The organism is Chryseobacterium sp. 6424 (assembly GCF_003692615.1).
In the GTDB taxonomy this organism is placed as follows: domain Bacteria; phylum Bacteroidota; class Bacteroidia; order Flavobacteriales; family Weeksellaceae; genus Kaistella.
Genome location: NZ_CP023540.1, coordinates 2,443,564 through 2,460,262, shown reverse-complemented (window position 1 = coordinate 2,460,262; position 16,699 = coordinate 2,443,564). Strand labels below are relative to the sequence as shown.

Here is a 16,699-nt window from a genome sequence, read left to right as displayed (position 1 = left end):
GAGAAGTTTTTTTATGCGTATAGCGCTAATTTTTCGTATTTTTAGTGTCTTAATTTTATCATCCAATGTCATTAGTAGATTTATCAAAGCAGGTTGCCTTAGGCGTAGATATCGGTGGTACCAATACCAAATACGGTTTGGTGAACCACCGCGGAGAAATTTTAGAGAAAGGCAACATTCGCACGGATAATTATGAGAAAGTAGAGGATTTTATAGATGCCTTGTACGACCGTATAGCGCCTTTGCTCAACAAACATGGCTCTCAGCGACAGTTTGATGGGATCGGGGTTGGCGCGCCCAATGCCAACTATTACCGTGGCACGATAGAGCAGGCCCCCAACCTTCGCTGGAAAGGTGTAGTACCCTTTGCCGAACTTATGAAGGCTAAATTTGGTGTACCCTGTAAAATGACCAATGATGCAAACGCCGCAGCACTTGGTGAGATGATGTTCGGTGCCGCTCGTGGCATGAAAGATTTTATCATGATGACGCTGGGTACCGGCGTAGGAAGTGGCATCATCAGTGGTGGCCAGTTGATTTACGGTCATGATGGTTTCGCTGGCGAACTGGGGCATACCATCGTAAAACCAGGCGGTAGAAAACACTGGAGCACCGGTTCCGAAGGTTCTTTGGAGGCCTATGCATCGGCTACGGGTATCGCCATTACCGCAAAAAAAATGCGGGCCGAGTTTCCCGAATCTATGCTGAATGACTATCCCGAAGAAGCCATCAACTCTAAAGTAGTGCACGAATGCGCCAAGAAAGGCGACCCAACCGCCATTGAAGTTTTCCGATATACCGGGCAGAAACTGGGCGAGGCTTTGGCTAATTTCGTGATGTTTTCTTCCCCCGAAGCCATTTTGCTTTTTGGTGGCGTCATTAAGGCAGGGGATTTCATCCTGAAACCTACCAAGCTGCACATGGAGCGCAATCTTTTGCCAATCTTCCGGAATAAAGTAAAGCTCGTTTTCAGCGAACTGGATGAGGCTGATGCGGCCATCTTAGGTGCAAGTGCCTTGGTTTGGGAAAAATAAGCATTATTCAATATATTATAGAGTGAACATCACAGCAGTGGATGTTCATTTTTTTATTCAAAACATTAGTGGAAATTTACCTGCTTTTGAATAAGTATTTAAAATTTTCACAATAGTTAACCGTTATCATGATATGAATAAGATTTTAGTATTTTTGATGTCATTAATTTTATATTCCTGCAGCGGGCAGGAAGCTAAAAAACCTTTAAACAAAACTCAACAAATGGATAAACAAAATTTGTCGTATATCACCTTTGGTGGCGGGTGCTTCTGGTGTGTGGAAAGTTGCTTTAATATGCTGAAAGGCGTGGATGTGGCCGTTTCCGGTTATTCGGGCGGACATAAAGAAAATCCAACCTATGAGGAAGTCTGCACCGGCGAAACCGGTCATGCAGAGGTGGTGCAGATTGCCTATGACCCTAAAATTATTTCGTATGAACAATTGATGGATGTCTTCTTCTTCCTACACGATCCTACGCAGCTTAACCGCCAGGGCAACGATATTGGTACGCAGTACCGTTCTGTAATTTTCTATAAAGATGAAAAGGAAAGACAAAACGCTGAAAAAGCCCTGAAAGCCTCTGAAGCAACCGGCAGATGGCACGGCGAATATGTAACCGAACTCGCGAAGTTCGAGAAGTTTTGGCCGGCAGAGCAGTATCACCAGGGATATTATAACGAAAATCCTACACAACCATACTGCAGCGCTGTTGTTGGACCGAAAATCGCCAAATTCAAGAAACATTATGGCGAACTGGGCATGTTAGAAACCGGAAATGAATAACAAAGAGCGGAGGATTTTCTCCGCTTTTTATGTTTGGACTTCAGAATAATTTGTCGGTCATCTATTATAAATTTTAAATTAGGCGAAGAAGACTAATCAAAACTTATTCTAATTGCGGACGCAGGAGTATTTTACTTAGCGAAAACATGAATATTAAAAAAGCCTGTTGAAAGAATCAACAGGCTTCATTTGTATTTAAAGGATATTTACTTCACTAAAGTCATTTCACTGATGAGGTGACCTGCTTTACCGTATTTTTCAATGATCCAAAGTACCATTCTGATGTCTACATTGATGGTTTTCTGCAGTTTCGGATCGAAAATGATGTCACCACTAAGGGCTTCACTGTTCCCATCAAAAGCTAAACCAAGCAGTCTGCCGTGTCCATCAAGGATTGGTGAGCCAGAGTTACCGCCGGTAATGTCATTATTCGAAAGGAAGTTTACGGGCATGAAGCCTTTTTTATCTTTGTACTGTCCGAAATCCTTTCTTTTCACCAAATCCAGGAAGTCCTGTGGAAGATCGAACTCTTCATCACCTTTCTTGTATTTCGCTACCATTCCGTTAATATCGGTGTAGTAGTTATTCTTCTGGCTGATACCTGCATAGTTTCTGTCGTTTCTTACAGGCAATGTCTGCACAGAACCAGTTGTGAGTCTCATGGTAGAATTCGCATCCGGATAGAAAGCTGTTTGAGGCTGCGATTTTCTAAGTCCGTCAAGGAAGATTCGGCTGTTTTTAGCAAACGCTTCATCTACTTTCGCGTATTTATCTGAAGCTAGTTTTTGGTCGTTCACAAAACCGTTCGCCAGTTTAAAGAGCGGGTCTGCATCTATCTTCAGACGGTCAGGATTGTTAAGGAAGTTCAAGGCTGCTTCTTTATTGGCGAATAATGAGGCGTAGGCTACATTTGAAAGATTCTTAGCATCTGCCGCCAATAAGGTTGGGCTGGCATCGCTTTTTGCTGCTTTTTGCTGGTAAAGTGTCACCATAGCGTTTAGCATTTCACCTTCAAGCTGTGCGTTGAAGCCGTCATACATTCTATCGATAGCGTCGGCTACTTTTGTTTTCATAGCCGCTTGTCCGGCAGCATCCTGGTCTGCGTAGCTTTTAAACATCGATCCCAATTGGTAAGCCAACATGATGTATTTGGCGTTTCTCTGCAATTGTGAAGAGTAGTTACGCTCTACATTACGGTTAGAGAATTGTGCGTAGTTGGCCTTGATGTCGTTCAGCACGCTGCCATACGCGGCTTCATTTTCTGGAAGAAGTGCCCAAACCTGAAATTTGTCTTCAAGTTTTTTCTTGTCGGCAATAGTTCCGTTTTTATTCACCGCGTCGATGGTGCCTTGTCTGTTTTTCCAGTAGTTTGCTACCGATGCGTATTGCGAAGCATAATTCAATTTTGTTGCCTGATCTTTGTCCATGTATTTTTTCATTACATCCATAGCCAATTTAGAGGCTTCTACCCATGCCGGATAATCTTTGGTCACCATCTGCTCGATCCCGAAAGAAGTAAGGTATCTGTTGGTTCTTCCTGGGAAACCTACGATCATGGTGAAGTCGCCTGGCTGGTAACCCTTAAGGGAAATTGGCAAAGCGTGTTTCGGCTTCATAGGAACGTTGTTCGGCGAATATTCTGCCGGGTTTCCGTTAGCGTCAGCATACACACGGAATACTGCGAAATCTGCGGTATGGCGTGGCCATTCCCAATTATCGGTGTCACCACCGAATTTTCCTAAGGCGTTTGGTGGTGTTCCTACAAGACGTACGTCTTTAAAATCCTGATAAACAAAGTAGTAGAATTCATTCCCGTTAAAGAAATCTCTTACCACGACCGAATATTTACCGTTTTCAGAATTTTCATTCTGGATGGCTTTATATTCCGCGTCATGATGGCTTTACGCTCCTCAGCCGACATATTATTGTTCAGTTTGGCATTGATGCGTTGGGTGGCATCATCCATTCTCACTAAAAAACGAACGGAAAGACCTTTGGCAGGAAGTTCCTCGCTTCTTTTCATAGCCCAGAAACCGTTGGTAAGGTGATCTTTCTCTGGGGTGGAAAGTTCCGCGATTTGCCCATAACCACAGTGGTGATTGGTAAAAAGCAGCCCTTCTTTTGAAACTATTTCTGCGGTACAGCCTCCACCGAACTGTACGATAGCATCTTTTAAACTTGATTTGTTTACGGAATAAATCTCTTCAGGCGTTAACTTCAGTCCCTGTTTTTGCAGATCTACACCGTTCAGTCGCTTGATCATGGTCATCAGCCACATCCCTTCATCGGCTTTCAACTGTAAAAAGCTCATCATAAAGGTGAGCAGTAAAAGTGTTCTTTTCATTGATAAATAATTTAGTAGGCTAAAATACTAAAAATCATGGCAATTCTGTTTCTTTTACAAAAAAAATGGACGGGGAGTGGGCCCTATCCAAGTATATAGTCGGTAAAAGTGTATCTTGTTCCGCAGTCTTGATCTGTTTATTAAATTGCTGCCAAATTTTTTTAGTATTAAATAAATCGCCTAATCATTTCAGAATGAGGGATGTCATCCTCCAGATATTTGTTTCCTGTTTCCTCAAAACCGAAACTTTCATAGAAATGGAGTAAATAGTCTTGTGCTGAAATTTTAATGCCATGACCGGGAAATCTGGCGTTGATGGTACCGATTGCGATACGCATTAAGGTTCTCCCCAATGATAGCCGGCGGTAATTCGGGTGTGTAAGTACACGGCCAATAGATGTTTCAGGATATTTTATCTCATTTGGAAAGATACGGCAATAGGCGGCAAAATTTCCGTCGATTTCAGCCCAGAGGTGTAAGGCATGCAGATCAGTCCCGTCTGCATCCAGGTAAGGGCAAGTCTGTTCAACGATGAAGACTTTCTGGCGCAACTTCAGCAGTTCATAGACTTCTGTTGAAGACAGTGCATCAAAAGTTTTGATCTTCCAGAGGATACGCATTTAGGTAAAACGTACTTTATTTTGTGATAAGAATCGGTTGGTTTTTTCAATGAAGGCCAGTATTTCCTCGGTTCCTGTCTGTTTTTCGGCAGAGGTGGTGTAGATTTCTGGCAGCCCTTCCCAGGTTTTCAGCAACTCCTGTTTGTAATCAGATACGTTTTGTGCCGCTGCATTGGGTTTTAGCTTGTCGGCTTTGGTGAATACAATCGAAAACGGCACGCTGTTTTCCCCGCACCATTCTATAAACTCAATATCAATTTTCTGCGGGGTGTGCCGTACATCAATCAGTACAAAAAGGTTGACCAGGTTTCGGCGGTTGAGGATATAATTAGTGATGAGCTTCTCGAAATCGCGGCGCATACTTTTAGATACTCTGGCGTAGCCGTAGCCGGGCAAATCGGTAAGATACCATTCATCATTTACCAGAAAATGATTAATCAACTGCGTTTTACCGGGCGTCTGCGATGTTTTCGCCAGGTCTTTGCGTTTCATCATGGCATTAATCAAGGATGATTTTCCCACGTTGGAGCGGCCTATGAAAGCATATTCCGGCATGTCCGGTTCGGGGCATTCCTGCCATTTGCCGCTGCTTTTTACAAATTCTGCTGTTTTAATAACCATTTCTTTCTTATTAATATGAAATAAAAAAGGGAAGTCGTTCAACTTCCGCTTTGTTTAATTTTGTTTCTGAAGCCACTGATACAGTACTTCGTTGAATTCATCGGGCCTTTCCATCATGGCGGCGTGCCCGCATTCATCAATCCAGAAGAGGTCGGCATTGGGTAGGAATTTATGCATATCCTCAGCAACCTCTGGCGGAGTTACATTATCTTGGCGGCCCCAGATCAGGCAAACCGGCGTCTTAATCTTCGGCAGGTCGTTCAGCATATTATGTTTAATGGCGCTTCGGGCCAGCAATACGGTTTTAATGCCTTTCATGCGGTCATTCACTACACTGAAAACTTCATCTACCAATTCGTCTGTAGCTACGGCAGGGTCGTAAAATACCTCTTCCGTTTTTTTCCGGATGTATTGTTTATCTGACTTTCGGGGGAAGCTGTCGCCAAAAGTTCTTTCATACAGGCCAGAGCTTCCGGTAAGCACCAGATGCTTCACCAGTTCAGGTTTAGCTAAGGTAAGGATCAGCCCGATATGGCCTCCCATAGAATTCCCGACCACTGTTACGGGCTCGGTACATTTTTCTTCAATAAACTTGGCAACGTATTTTGCGATGGTCGTCAGATTGGTATGTAATACCGGTAAATCATATACGGGCAGCACCGGAACATACACCTTGTACCCTCTTTCCGAGAAGAACTTCACTGTTTTGTCAAAATTGCTTAAACCGCCCATCAGGCCATGCAGCAAAATCAGCGGGTGTCCTTCCCCAGCTTCAATGAAAGAGTATTTTTTTTCTTTTTTAGTAATAAATCTCATAAAGGTGCTTAATAAGCCTTGCAAAAATACAAATTAAAGACCAACTACATAATTACATCTTTCAAATAAATGTAAATAAATTGTCGGTACTACACAAATCTTACCAGATAAAATTTTCCACATTTATTTTTAATGTAAAATAAAGAAAATCAATAACTTAATATGATGGTCAGAACTTATTAACATTAAGTCAAAAAGTGGGAAAAAGTGGGAGGTATTAGAAAAATTTATATAATTTTGTCCCAAATGAAAAATTTCATCGGTACTTATGAATGTAAGATTGACGACAAGGGGCGCGTCAAACTGCCTTCTCCGCTCGTAAAACAGATGGAGAATTTTGGTGGTGGCTCCTTCGTAGTCAAGCGTTCCGTGTTTCAACCGTGTCTGGAAGTATATCCTATGAGCGGCTGGGAAAAACTGATGGAAAAGATCAACAAACTCAACAGGTTTCAGAAGAAAAACACCGATTTTATCCGCCGGTTCACCGCTGGTCTGAAGACCGTAGAGCCCGATAACGCGGGGCGGTTGCAGATCTCAAAAGATTTGATGGTATTTGCCGCGCTGAAGAAAGAAATTGTTGTCACCAGTGCCGGTGAACTTTTCGAAATTTGGGATAAAGAGGCCTATGAACAGGTGATCGCTACCTCCGAGGAAGATTTCGCAAAACTTGCGGAGGAAGTTATGGGTGATCTCAGCCTTGGGGAGAACGAGGTGTAACTGCGAACCACATAAAATAGAATTAAAGATGTATCACAATCCGGTTTTGCTGAAGAAAAGTGTGGAAGATTTGGTGACGAATCCCGATGGAACCTATGTAGATGTCACCTTCGGCGGCGGCGGACATTCAGCGGAAATCCTCACGAAACTCTCACCGAAAGGGCGGCTGTACAGCTTCGATCAGGATTTGGATGCGCTGAATAATACCATTGATGATGAACGGTTTACCCTCATTAATCAGAATTTCAGGTTTCTCGAGAACTCCTTATTAATGTACGGGGTGCCGGCAGTAGATGGTATTTTGGCAGATTTAGGCGTATCGTCACATCAGTTCGATGCGGCAGAGCGGGGATTTTCCACCCGAAGTAACGCGCCGCTGGATATGCGCATGAATGTGATGCAGACGCTGGATGCTAAAAAAGTCATCAACGAATATGAGGAGGAGCAGTTGGCAGACCTCTTTTATTATTATGGTGAACTGCGTGAGGCCCGAAAACTCGCACGCGAAATCGTTCATCACCGCAAGATAAAACCTGTGGAAACCACGGATGACCTGAAAAAACTCTTCAGTTACATCCCGCAGTTTAAGCAGAATAAATTTTTCGCGCAGGTTTTCCAAGCTATTCGTATTGAGGTAAACCAAGAACTGGAAGTGCTTAAAGAAATGCTGGTGCAGTCTCACAGAATGCTGAACACCAACGGCAGGCTGGTGGTGATTTCTTACCATTCCTTAGAAGACCGCTTGGTAAAGCGTTTCCTTAAAAACGGCATGTTCGAGGGAGAGCCCGCAAGAGATGTGTACGGAAACTTTAGTAAAAGTTTTGATCTGCTGCAAAGCAAGGCCATAGTGCCCAGTGAGGAAGAAATAGAAGAAAACTCCCGCGCGCGCAGCGCAAAGATGCGTGTGGGGATAAAGCTGTAAAAGTATAGATGGCCAGGAAAAAACAATATCACCCTCAGAAGAAACTTACCTTTATCGATATCATTAAAGGGAACTTCCTGAACCGTGATGAAGTGAAGATTCATTACAAATATTTCCTGCTTGTATTCGTGCTGCTGATGATTATGATCTACAGCAACCACCTCGTAAGTCAGAAAATAGAATTGGTAAACGAACTGAAAGAACAAACCGAAGAATACAAATCCCGCAATGCCTACGCGCAAAGCAGACTCATCAAAGTAAAACTGGAGTCTGAACTGGGAAAGGAAATGGTGCAGGATTCTCTGCTTTCGCTGGAGAATCATCCGCATAAATTATTGATAAAACTCGACAGTACAGATGGCGGTACAGAATGAATTCGAAAATAAACGCTCAAAAACCCTGAGATGGGGCTACCTCTTTGCCGGGGCAGCCTTCATCCTGTTTACCGTGTTTCTTGCCCGGATCCTCGTGCTGCAAAATACCAATGTACAGGAAATTAAGGAAGATTACATCAGTAAGAACTACCGCGAAGCAACTCTGAAAGCTGCCCGGGGCAATTTATACGCGGCGGATGGGAGCATATTGGCGACCACCGTCATGCGCTATGATGTGTACCTCGATTTTAAAGTGATTAAAGATACCGTGTACTCCAATAACATCGGTGCGCTCACAGATTCGCTCTCGAAAATGTTCGGCAAACCACGCAGTTATTTCCGCGACCGTCTCGATCAGCAAAAGAAAGCCAACAACCAGTATTATTCTTTAGTAAAAGGCCTGGATTTCGATGAATATGACCGCATCCGTAAATTTCCGATATTTAAAAAAGGGAAAAACCGCGGCGGCTTCATCGTAGACCGTAATTTTAAAAGAGAATTAGCCACCACACAAATCGGTGCCGGAACCATCGGTATGGATAACGGTGAAACCAAATCAGGCCTAGAAGGCGCTTTTTCAAAATATCTGACCGGGTCCAACGGAAAGCGTCTTGAACAGCGCGTAAATTCAAGCCAGTGGAAACCCATTGATTATTGGAAGGTGAAAGAACCAATTGACGGGCAGGATGTATATACCACTATAGATTTGCGCATTCAGGATATCGCGCATTCCGCACTCGAAAAACAATTGATCAACTTCAATGCAGACCACGGCTGCGTATTGGTGATGGAAGTGGCCACCGGCAAAGTAAAAGCCATGGTAAACCTTAAAAGGACAGAACCGGGCATCTATGTGGACTCCTATAATTACGCATTGAAGGATGCCACTGAACCCGGCTCCACCTTTAAGACAGTATCACTGTTGGCTGCGATGGATGATGGCTTCATCGATGAAAATACCACTGTGGATGTAGGGAACGGCGTGTGGGTATACGCTAAACAAAGAGTTTCTGATGGACACGGCGGCGGAATTTATGATATTTCTGATGTGTTGGCAAAATCCAGCAACGTAGGTTCGGCCAAACTCATTACCCAATATTACGCGGATAAGCCAGAAGTTTTTCTCGATCATTTAAGACGCTGGAAGATGTTTGAAAAGATGGATATCGAGCTGCCCGGGATCGCCAAGCCTTATATACAGACACCGGAAAGTCCCCGTTGGAGCAAGGGTGCCTTGGCTTCGCTCTCGTTCGGATATGCTTCCAGATTCAATCTCTTGCAACTCACTACTTTCTATAACGGGATTGCCAATGGCGGAAAGATGCTGAAACCGCTTTTCATTGATAGGATTATGAAAGATGGGCAGGAACTTTATACCGCCAAACCGGAAGTGATGGTGAAAAAAATTGCATCCGATAAGGCTATTGCCATGATGACAAATGCTTTAACCAAAGCGGTGGAAAAGGGAACGGCAAAAAGCATCTTTACACCAAATCTGAAAATGGCAGGTAAAACCGGTACCGCCAGATTCGAATACTGGAAACCCGGACCATCAAAATACCAGGCAAGTTTTGCAGGTTTTTATCCGGCAGACAACCCAAAATATACCTGCATCGTAATGGTTAACCAGCCAGATAACTCGAAAAGTTATTATGGCTCTACCGTAGCAGCACCGGTATTTAAGGAAATTGCGGGCAAAACTTTCCTTAAAACACCGCAGAATGTGGAAAAGGAAATGTTGGTCGATAAAAAAGTAGACCTTAGTAAAATGTTGCCTGCGCCGGTAAAAGTTACAGTAAAGAATAAACAGATGCCCAAAGTGGTGGGTCTTATCGGTAAAAATGTAATTCCGCAACTCGAAAACCAAGGCTATCGTGTGGACTACAAAGGGGTTGGCCGCATCCGCGAGCAATTTCCGCTGGAAGGGACAACGATCAAGAAAAGCCAGCGCATCTACCTTAGTTTACAGAATTAATGCCCTCGGGCCACAAAATAAAGATTTGTCTATAAAAAAATGGAGCTTCAGCAATTATTAAATAAAATCACCGTTAAAGAAATCATCGGTTCGCCAAATCCGCAGATTTTCCATATCGCTTTCGACAGCCGTAAGATTGTTGAAAACTCGCTCTATATCGCGGTTAGAGGCTGCATGACGGATGGGCACACTTACATCAGTTCCGCTATAGAAAAAGGAGCGGTGGCTGTTATATGTGAAGAATTGCCGGCTGCATTGCATCCCTCGATCACTTATATTGTGGCAGATCATACCGAGCTGGTACTGGGGATAGTCGCTTCTAATTTTTATGATAACCCATCATCCAAACTACAGTTGATAGGCATTACCGGTACCAATGGCAAAACTTCTGTCACTACTTTACTGTATGATATATTCAAAAATTTAGGATTTCAGTCGGCTTTGATTTCGACAGTAGAATATCGTATTGCCGATGAGGTGTTTCCTTCCACCCATACCACGCCAGATGTACTCACCCTCAACCGTATGTTGGCGAAAGCTGTGGATGCGGGCTGCGAATATGCCTTTATGGAAGTGTCTTCACACGGCATACACCAATCCAGAACAGCAGGGTTGCAGTTCAAAATTGGCGGATTTACCAATATCACGCACGATCATCTTGATTATCATAAAACCTTCAGTGAATATCTTTGGGTTAAAAAAAGGTTTTTCGATCAGTTGGGTCCAGCAGCGGTGGCCATCACCAATATTGATGATAAAAACGGTAAGGTAATGCTTCAGAATACCCGCGCCAAGAAAAAAACCTTCGCGCTGAAAACCATGGCAGATTATCAAGGGAGAATCTTTGAAGCAGATTTCAACGGCATGCTGCTGAATTTTAATGGAAAAGAATTCTGGACGACTTTAACCGGTAAATTCAACGTTTATAATTTGCTGTTAGCCTACGCTGTTACCTTAGAATGTGGTTTTCGTGAAGATGAAGCATTGAAGGCCATTTCAAGCCTGCAACGCGTAAAAGGCCGTTTTGAAACTTTGAAATCAGACAGTGGCATCTTCTTCATCATTGATTATGCGCATACACCGGATGCTTTGGAAAATATCCTGGATTCTATCAACGAAATCCGTACAAAAAATGAACGTCTGATCACCATTTTCGGCTGTGGTGGCGACCGGGACCATGCCAAGCGCCCCGAAATGGGCAGAATTGCCACCGCAAAATCTACCTTAACCATCATTACAAGCGATAACCCTCGTACGGAAGATCCTGTAGCCATCATTAAAGAGATTGAGGCAGGCGTAGAACCGCAGAATTTCAGTAAATATACCTCGATCCCGGATCGGCGAGAGGCTATTAAAATGGCGATAAAGTTTGCTGAACCGAAAGACATTATTTTGCTCGCAGGCAAAGGGCATGAAGATTATCAGGAAATCAACGGCGTGAGAAATCACTTTGATGACCGCCAAACGGTGCTTGAGCTGGCCAGGATGATGTCGAAATAAAGAATTTAATTAAAAGAAGAAACCAATGTTATATTACCTCTACGAATATCTTACCAGTATCGGCATTCATATCCCGGGACTTGGCATGTTCAGATTCATCTCCTTCCGTGCAGGGATGGCCGTATTGCTGTCACTGACGATTGCATTGGTTTTCGGGAAAAAAATCATCAACTACCTGCGCCGTAAGCAGATGGGGGAACTGGTTCGTGATCTTGGCCTGGAAGGTCAGAAACAGAAAGAAGGTACACCTACCATGGGTGGCCTCATCATTATCCTTGCAACACTGATTCCCGTGATACTCTTTACGCGGATTTTCAATATTTATATCGTTTTACTGATAGTTTCAGTCGTGTGGATGGGCATCATCGGTTTTATTGATGATTATCTGAAAAAAATAAAGAAAAATAAAGACGGCCTTAGCGGTAAGTTTAAAATCATTGGCCAGGTAGGGCTGGGCCTTATTGTAGGCGTAATCATGTATTTTCATCCTGATGTTACCGTGAAAAGGAAATACGCCGATGCTAAAGTCATTAACCGCAGTTCTGTGGAAAAAAACTTTATGCCTACCGAAAAATCTACCGTATCTACCGTACCTTTCGTTAAAAATAACGAGTTTGATTACAGCGGGTTACTCTTCTGGATGTCGCCCGATGAGGCGCACGACTGGGCTTGGGCAGTATTCATCCCGATGGTGATTTTCATTGTTACCGCTGTATCGAACGGGGCCAACATCACCGATGGTATCGATGGGCTTGCGGCCGGCACCAGTGTCGTCATACTGCTTACGCTGGCATTTTTTGCCTACCTGTCGGGGAACATCATTTTTGCGGATTACCTGAATATTATGTTCCTGCCGAATATGGGTGAAACCACCATTTTCGCGCTGGCGCTGGTAGGGGCCGTCATCGGATTTTTCTGGTACAATACCTATCCGGCACAGGTATTTATGGGAGATACCGGCAGTTTAATGCTTGGGGGCGTTATTGCCGTTCTGGCTATTATCCTCAGAAAAGAACTGATGATTCCGGTGCTTTGCGGCATCTTCCTGATTGAGAATGTTTCCGTAATGCTACAGGTTGCAGTTTTCAAATACAGAAAAAGAAAATACGGACTGGAGTATGCCCAGAACAACCGACTCTTCAAAATGTCGCCACTGCATCATCATTATCAAAAAGATGGTTACCACGAGAGTAAAATTGTTAACCGTATGATTATCATTGGTGTACTGTTCGCCATTATTTGTTTAATCACACTCAAAGTAAGATAAAACACAAAGCATGAAAATAGTAGTATTAGGTGGGGGAGAAAGCGGTTTTGGCGCGGCTTATCTGGCTAAAAAGAAAGGGCTGGAAGTTTTTCTTTCCGATAAGGCACAGATAAAAGACCATTACAAACAACTGCTCTCTGAAGCCGGCATCGAGTTTGAGGAAGGGATGCACGATGAAGAGCGAATACTGGCGGCCGACTGGGTGATTAAATCCCCCGGAATCCCCAAAAAAGCCGAAATCATCTATAAAATTGCCCAGAAAGGCATCCGGCTCTCCTCAGAAATTGAATTTGCAGCAGAATTTACCAGCGCAAAAATTATTGCCATCACTGGTAGCAACGGTAAAACCACCACCACTTCATTGATTTACCACATCCTGAAGAATGATGGTTTAAACGTAGGATTGGGTGGAAACATCGGTAAGAGTTTCGCAAAGCAGGTCGCTGATGAACATTTCGACTATTATGTGCTGGAAGTAAGCTCTTTCCAACTGGATGATATCCAGAATTTTCGCCCGCATATTTCATTATTGCTGAATTTAAGTCAGGATCATCTGGATCAGTATAACTATAATTATGAGGAATATGCATTGGCAAAATTCCGGATCACCGAAAATCAGGAAAATGATAATTTCTTCATCTACAACAAAGATGATGAAATGAGCCAGAACCTGCTCGAAAAATTAGAGATAAAAGCCCGCATGATCCCCTTTTCTTTAAAGGAAAAACTAAAAGAAGGCGCATACCTGAACCATGATAATATTGTCGTGAAGTTACAGGATGAACTCGTGATGAACGTGGAAGATCTGGCATTGTCGGGCAATCACAATGTCGCAAACAGCCTCGCGGCCTCGTTGGCGGGTAAGATACTGAAGATCAGTAATGAAAGTATCAGGAACTCACTGATGACCTTTCAGGCGGTGGAACACCGGTTAGAGCAGGTGGCGGAAATTGATGGTGTGAAATATATTAACGACAGCAAAGCGACTAATGTAAATGCCGCGTACTACGCGCTGGAGAGCATGAAACGACCAACCATATGGATCGTTGGTGGTACTGATAAAGGGAATGACTATACCGAAATAGAAGAACTCGTACAGCGGAAAGTGAAGGCGGTGATATGCCTGGGGTTGGATAATGATAAAATCATCAGGTTTTTCGAGGGAAAAAAAGACCTCATATACAGCACCTCGAGCATGCAGCAGGCCGTTGAGATCTCAAAGTCACTTGCTGAACAGGGAGATACGGTGTTGCTTTCCCCGTGTTGTGCCAGTTTCGACCTTTTCGATAACTATGAAGACCGTGGAAACCAGTTCAAAGCCGAAGTGCTAAAAGCTGCCACCGTAAATGATTGATTAAAAAATGCAGGAAACAGAAAACAAATTCGAGCTGTTGAAAGGCGATAAAGTACTGTGGAGCGTGATTTTACTGATCTCGTTCTTCTCGGTATTTCCCGTGTATTCGGCCAGTTCTAATTTAGAGTATATTGTAAACAGTGGGACTACGACCTCCCACCTTATCAAGCATTCTTTCTTCGTATTGCTTGGGCTTGCGATCATGCGTGGTGTGGGCACGGTAAAATACGAATACATCGGCAAACTTAGCAGTATAGGCCTTATTGTTATGGTACTTTTGTTGTTACTTACCATGTTTACAGGGCAAACCATCGATGGGGCTTCGGCTTCTCGTTGGCTGAAGATCCCGGGGACGCCCATTTCGTTTCAGCCTTCGTCGTTTGCGTATTTATTACTGGTCATATATCTGTGCAGGTATCTTACCAAAAAAATCAAACGTGAAAGATTACCCATAGAAAATATTTGTTATCTATTCGGGCCGGTGCTGGTGGTGTTTGGTTTGGTAGCCAAAGACAACGGCTCTACCGCGCTGATGATTCTAATGGTATCGCTGGCGGTTATGCTGATTGGCCAACTCAATAAAAAGTATATCTTTGGATTTGTGGGCATTTCCGGTGCTGCCATTGCCGTTTTCATGTTTCTGGCGCTGAAGACCGATGTAATTGAGAACAACCGGGTGCATACCTGGATGAGCCGTGTGGAAGTCTTTATGAATTCTAACAAAGAGTCTCAGGTAGAAAACGAGATCGATAAGGCCAAGAATTATCAGGTAATGCAGGCGAAAGCTGCCATCGTACATGGTGGGATTACAGGCATGGGACCCGGGAAAAGCGCGCTGAAACAAATGCTGCCCCAGTCAGCCTCCGATTTTATTTTTGCGATTATTGTCGAAGAATATGGGTTTATTGGTGCACTAGTACTTATTTCCCTGTATTTAATAATGATTATCCGTATCGTGATGATTGCCAGTAAGATGCCAGCTTTTTTTGGCAGTTTACTTGTGCTGAGTCTGGGGATCATGATCTTTGTGCAGCTTTCCGTAAATATTGCGGTGGCGGTAAATCTTATCCCGGTAACCGGGCAGCCATTGCCACTCATCAGCTACGGTGGAACATCCATATTGGTAACCTATCTGCAGTTAGGGATTATATTGAACGTTAGTTCGCGAATTCAAGTATATGATGAAGAAGGGATGGGCAAGAAACAGAACATCGAAGAAATTAATGATATAGCATAAAAGAAGCATTTTTAACAGTCCATGAACAGACAACTTAAGATATTAATGAGCGGTGGCGGCACTGGCGGGCACATCTTCCCTGCGGTAGCCATTGCGGATGAGCTTCGGAAGAGATTTCCGGAAGCCTCATTTCTGTTTATTGGCGCCAACGGTAAGATGGAGATGGAAAAGGTTCCGGCTGCCGGCTATAAGATTGAGGGCCTGAATATCGCAGGTTTCAACAGAAGCAGTCTCATAAAAAATATCGGGCTGCCTGTAAAAATTATTTCGAGCTTACTGAAAACCAGGAAAATCATCAAAGATTTCAATCCCGATTTTGCCATCGGTACTGGTGGCTTTGCCAGCGGTCCGGCGCTATTTGCCGCTTCGTTCGCAGGCGTCCCCATTTTCTTGCAGGAACAGAATTCCTTGCCAGGAAAAACAAACCAGTTTCTGGCTAAAAAAGCACGGGCAGTTTTTACTGCCTATCCGGATATGGAGCATTTTTTTCCGGATACCAAAACCTTTTTCTTGGGCAATCCGGTAAGGCAAAACATCGTCACGAATCTCATAGATCCTGCTTTAGCCAAGGAAAGGCTGGGCCTGGATAAAGATAAGCTGACCATCCTTTCCGTCGGTGGCTCCTTAGGTTCCGCTACTTTAAACAATGCGTGGAAAGAGCATTTAGGTAAAATATTAAGCCGCGATTACCAGCTGATCTGGCAAACCGGTAAGAATGATTATCAGCAAATCCTTCAGGAAACAGAAACTCGCCAATGCCGCAACCTTCAAACCGTCGCGTTCATCCAGAATATGGAACTGGCATACTCCGCGGCTGATATTATCGTATCCCGCGCGGGCGCTATCGCCATCTCAGAACTGGCTTTGGCACAGAAGCCGGTGCTTTTGGTACCTTTTCCGTACGCGGCGGAGGATCATCAGACCAAAAATGCACTCACGCTGGTAGAAAAAAACGCGGCACGAATGGTAAAAGACAGTGAAATGAAAGAGAAATTCTGGCCTATTTTAAGCGAAATGTGCGAAAATGCAGCTTTACGTCGCGAAATGTCAGAAAATCTTGCTTTTTTTGCTAAACCGCAGGCTACCGGTAAAATAGTAGATCAAATTGTAACCCTACTCAAACTCACATCATAA

General features: G+C 43.7%; 14 protein-coding genes and 1 pseudogene. 11 read left to right on the top strand and 4 right to left on the bottom strand.

The features are described 5' to 3' along the window. The first annotated feature begins 65 nt into the window (after positions 1-65). On the top strand, positions 66-1,034 hold the full coding sequence (locus tag CO230_RS11515) for an ROK family protein (RefSeq protein ID WP_122028733.1): 969 nt from the start codon (positions 66-68) through the stop codon (positions 1,032-1,034). Positions 1,035-1,167: 133 nt separating this feature from the next. Continuing rightward, complete coding sequence (gene msrA, locus CO230_RS11510) at positions 1,168-1,818, top strand: peptide-methionine (S)-S-oxide reductase MsrA (protein ID WP_122028732.1); 651 nt, start codon at positions 1,168-1,170, stop codon at positions 1,816-1,818. A 206-nt stretch (positions 1,819-2,024) separates the two neighbouring features. Here msrA and CO230_RS11505 read toward each other — a convergent pair. The 4 genes and pseudogenes from CO230_RS11505 to CO230_RS11490 all read right to left on the bottom strand — a co-directional run bounded on the left by CO230_RS11505 (position 2,025) and on the right by CO230_RS11490 (position 6,219). Next, positions 2,025-4,162 (bottom strand): annotated as a pseudogene (locus tag CO230_RS11505) (S46 family peptidase). Positions 4,163-4,329: 167 nt separating this feature from the next. Next, a complete protein-coding gene (locus CO230_RS11500) occupies positions 4,330-4,782 on the bottom strand; it encodes a GNAT family N-acetyltransferase (RefSeq protein WP_122028731.1) in 453 nt (150 codons plus the stop codon). Continuing rightward, complete coding sequence (yihA, locus tag CO230_RS11495; protein ID WP_122028730.1) at positions 4,783-5,403, bottom strand: ribosome biogenesis GTP-binding protein YihA/YsxC; 621 nt, start codon at positions 5,401-5,403, stop codon at positions 4,783-4,785. Between the two features lie 54 nt (positions 5,404-5,457). Continuing rightward, positions 5,458-6,219, bottom strand: coding sequence for an alpha/beta fold hydrolase (locus CO230_RS11490; RefSeq protein ID WP_122028729.1), 762 nt, complete (start codon positions 6,217-6,219; stop codon positions 5,458-5,460). Between the two features lie 246 nt (positions 6,220-6,465). Between CO230_RS11490 and mraZ the strand changes: the two genes are divergently transcribed. The 9 genes from mraZ to murG are packed head-to-tail and all read left to right on the top strand — an operon-like array spanning position 6,466 to position 16,699. After that, a complete protein-coding gene (gene mraZ, locus CO230_RS11485; protein WP_122028728.1) occupies positions 6,466-6,936 on the top strand; it encodes a division/cell wall cluster transcriptional repressor MraZ in 471 nt (156 codons plus the stop codon). Positions 6,937-6,964: 28 nt separating this feature from the next. Continuing rightward, complete coding sequence (gene rsmH, locus CO230_RS11480; protein ID WP_122028727.1) at positions 6,965-7,858, top strand: 16S rRNA (cytosine(1402)-N(4))-methyltransferase RsmH; 894 nt, start codon at positions 6,965-6,967, stop codon at positions 7,856-7,858. A gap of 8 nt (positions 7,859-7,866) precedes the next feature. Further along, positions 7,867-8,232: an FtsL-like putative cell division protein gene (locus CO230_RS11475; protein WP_122028726.1), complete on the top strand. Its 366-nt coding sequence runs from the start codon at positions 7,867-7,869 to the stop codon at positions 8,230-8,232. Next, positions 8,216-10,207: a penicillin-binding transpeptidase domain-containing protein gene (locus tag CO230_RS11470; RefSeq protein WP_122028725.1), complete on the top strand. Its 1,992-nt coding sequence runs from the start codon at positions 8,216-8,218 to the stop codon at positions 10,205-10,207. The genes CO230_RS11475 and CO230_RS11470 overlap by 17 nt, the downstream gene beginning before the upstream one ends. A gap of 39 nt (positions 10,208-10,246) precedes the next feature. Beyond that, a complete protein-coding gene (locus CO230_RS11465; RefSeq protein WP_122028724.1) occupies positions 10,247-11,707 on the top strand; it encodes a UDP-N-acetylmuramoyl-L-alanyl-D-glutamate--2,6-diaminopimelate ligase in 1,461 nt (486 codons plus the stop codon). A gap of 25 nt (positions 11,708-11,732) precedes the next feature. Then, the gene (mraY, locus tag CO230_RS11460; RefSeq protein WP_122028723.1) at positions 11,733-12,974 is read left to right on the top strand and encodes a phospho-N-acetylmuramoyl-pentapeptide-transferase; all 1,242 of its coding nucleotides are present in this window, start codon (positions 11,733-11,735) and stop codon (positions 12,972-12,974) included. Between the two features lie 10 nt (positions 12,975-12,984). Then, positions 12,985-14,328 (top strand): UDP-N-acetylmuramoyl-L-alanine--D-glutamate ligase, encoded by a 1,344-nt coding sequence (gene murD, locus CO230_RS11455; RefSeq protein ID WP_122028722.1) that lies wholly within the window; start codon positions 12,985-12,987, stop codon positions 14,326-14,328. A gap of 7 nt (positions 14,329-14,335) precedes the next feature. Continuing rightward, positions 14,336-15,565, top strand: coding sequence for an FtsW/RodA/SpoVE family cell cycle protein (locus CO230_RS11450; protein ID WP_122028721.1), 1,230 nt, complete (start codon positions 14,336-14,338; stop codon positions 15,563-15,565). Positions 15,566-15,586: 21 nt separating this feature from the next. After that, positions 15,587-16,699, top strand: coding sequence for an undecaprenyldiphospho-muramoylpentapeptide beta-N-acetylglucosaminyltransferase (gene murG / locus CO230_RS11445; RefSeq protein ID WP_122028720.1), 1,113 nt, complete (start codon positions 15,587-15,589; stop codon positions 16,697-16,699).

Bases quoted from the DNA above. Each gene is read 5' to 3' on its own strand.
- CO230_RS11515 (WP_122028733.1), top strand. From the start codon at position 66: ATGTCATTAGTAGATTTATCAAAGCAGGTTGCCTTAGGCGTAGATATC.
- msrA (WP_122028732.1), top strand. From the start codon at position 1,168: ATGAATAAGATTTTAGTATTTTTGATGTCATTAATTTTATATTCCTGC.
- CO230_RS11500 (WP_122028731.1), bottom strand. From the start codon at position 4,782: ATGCGTATCCTCTGGAAGATCAAAACTTTTGATGCACTGTCTTCAACA.
- yihA (WP_122028730.1), bottom strand. From the start codon at position 5,403: ATGGTTATTAAAACAGCAGAATTTGTAAAAAGCAGCGGCAAATGGCAG.
- CO230_RS11490 (WP_122028729.1), bottom strand. From the start codon at position 6,219: ATGAGATTTATTACTAAAAAAGAAAAAAAATACTCTTTCATTGAAGCT.
- mraZ (WP_122028728.1), top strand. From the start codon at position 6,466: ATGAAAAATTTCATCGGTACTTATGAATGTAAGATTGACGACAAGGGG.
- rsmH (WP_122028727.1), top strand. From the start codon at position 6,965: ATGTATCACAATCCGGTTTTGCTGAAGAAAAGTGTGGAAGATTTGGTG.
- CO230_RS11475 (WP_122028726.1), top strand. From the start codon at position 7,867: ATGGCCAGGAAAAAACAATATCACCCTCAGAAGAAACTTACCTTTATC.
- CO230_RS11470 (WP_122028725.1), top strand. From the start codon at position 8,216: ATGGCGGTACAGAATGAATTCGAAAATAAACGCTCAAAAACCCTGAGA.
- CO230_RS11465 (WP_122028724.1), top strand. From the start codon at position 10,247: ATGGAGCTTCAGCAATTATTAAATAAAATCACCGTTAAAGAAATCATC.
- mraY (WP_122028723.1), top strand. From the start codon at position 11,733: ATGTTATATTACCTCTACGAATATCTTACCAGTATCGGCATTCATATC.
- murD (WP_122028722.1), top strand. From the start codon at position 12,985: ATGAAAATAGTAGTATTAGGTGGGGGAGAAAGCGGTTTTGGCGCGGCT.
- CO230_RS11450 (WP_122028721.1), top strand. From the start codon at position 14,336: ATGCAGGAAACAGAAAACAAATTCGAGCTGTTGAAAGGCGATAAAGTA.
- murG (WP_122028720.1), top strand. From the start codon at position 15,587: ATGAACAGACAACTTAAGATATTAATGAGCGGTGGCGGCACTGGCGGG.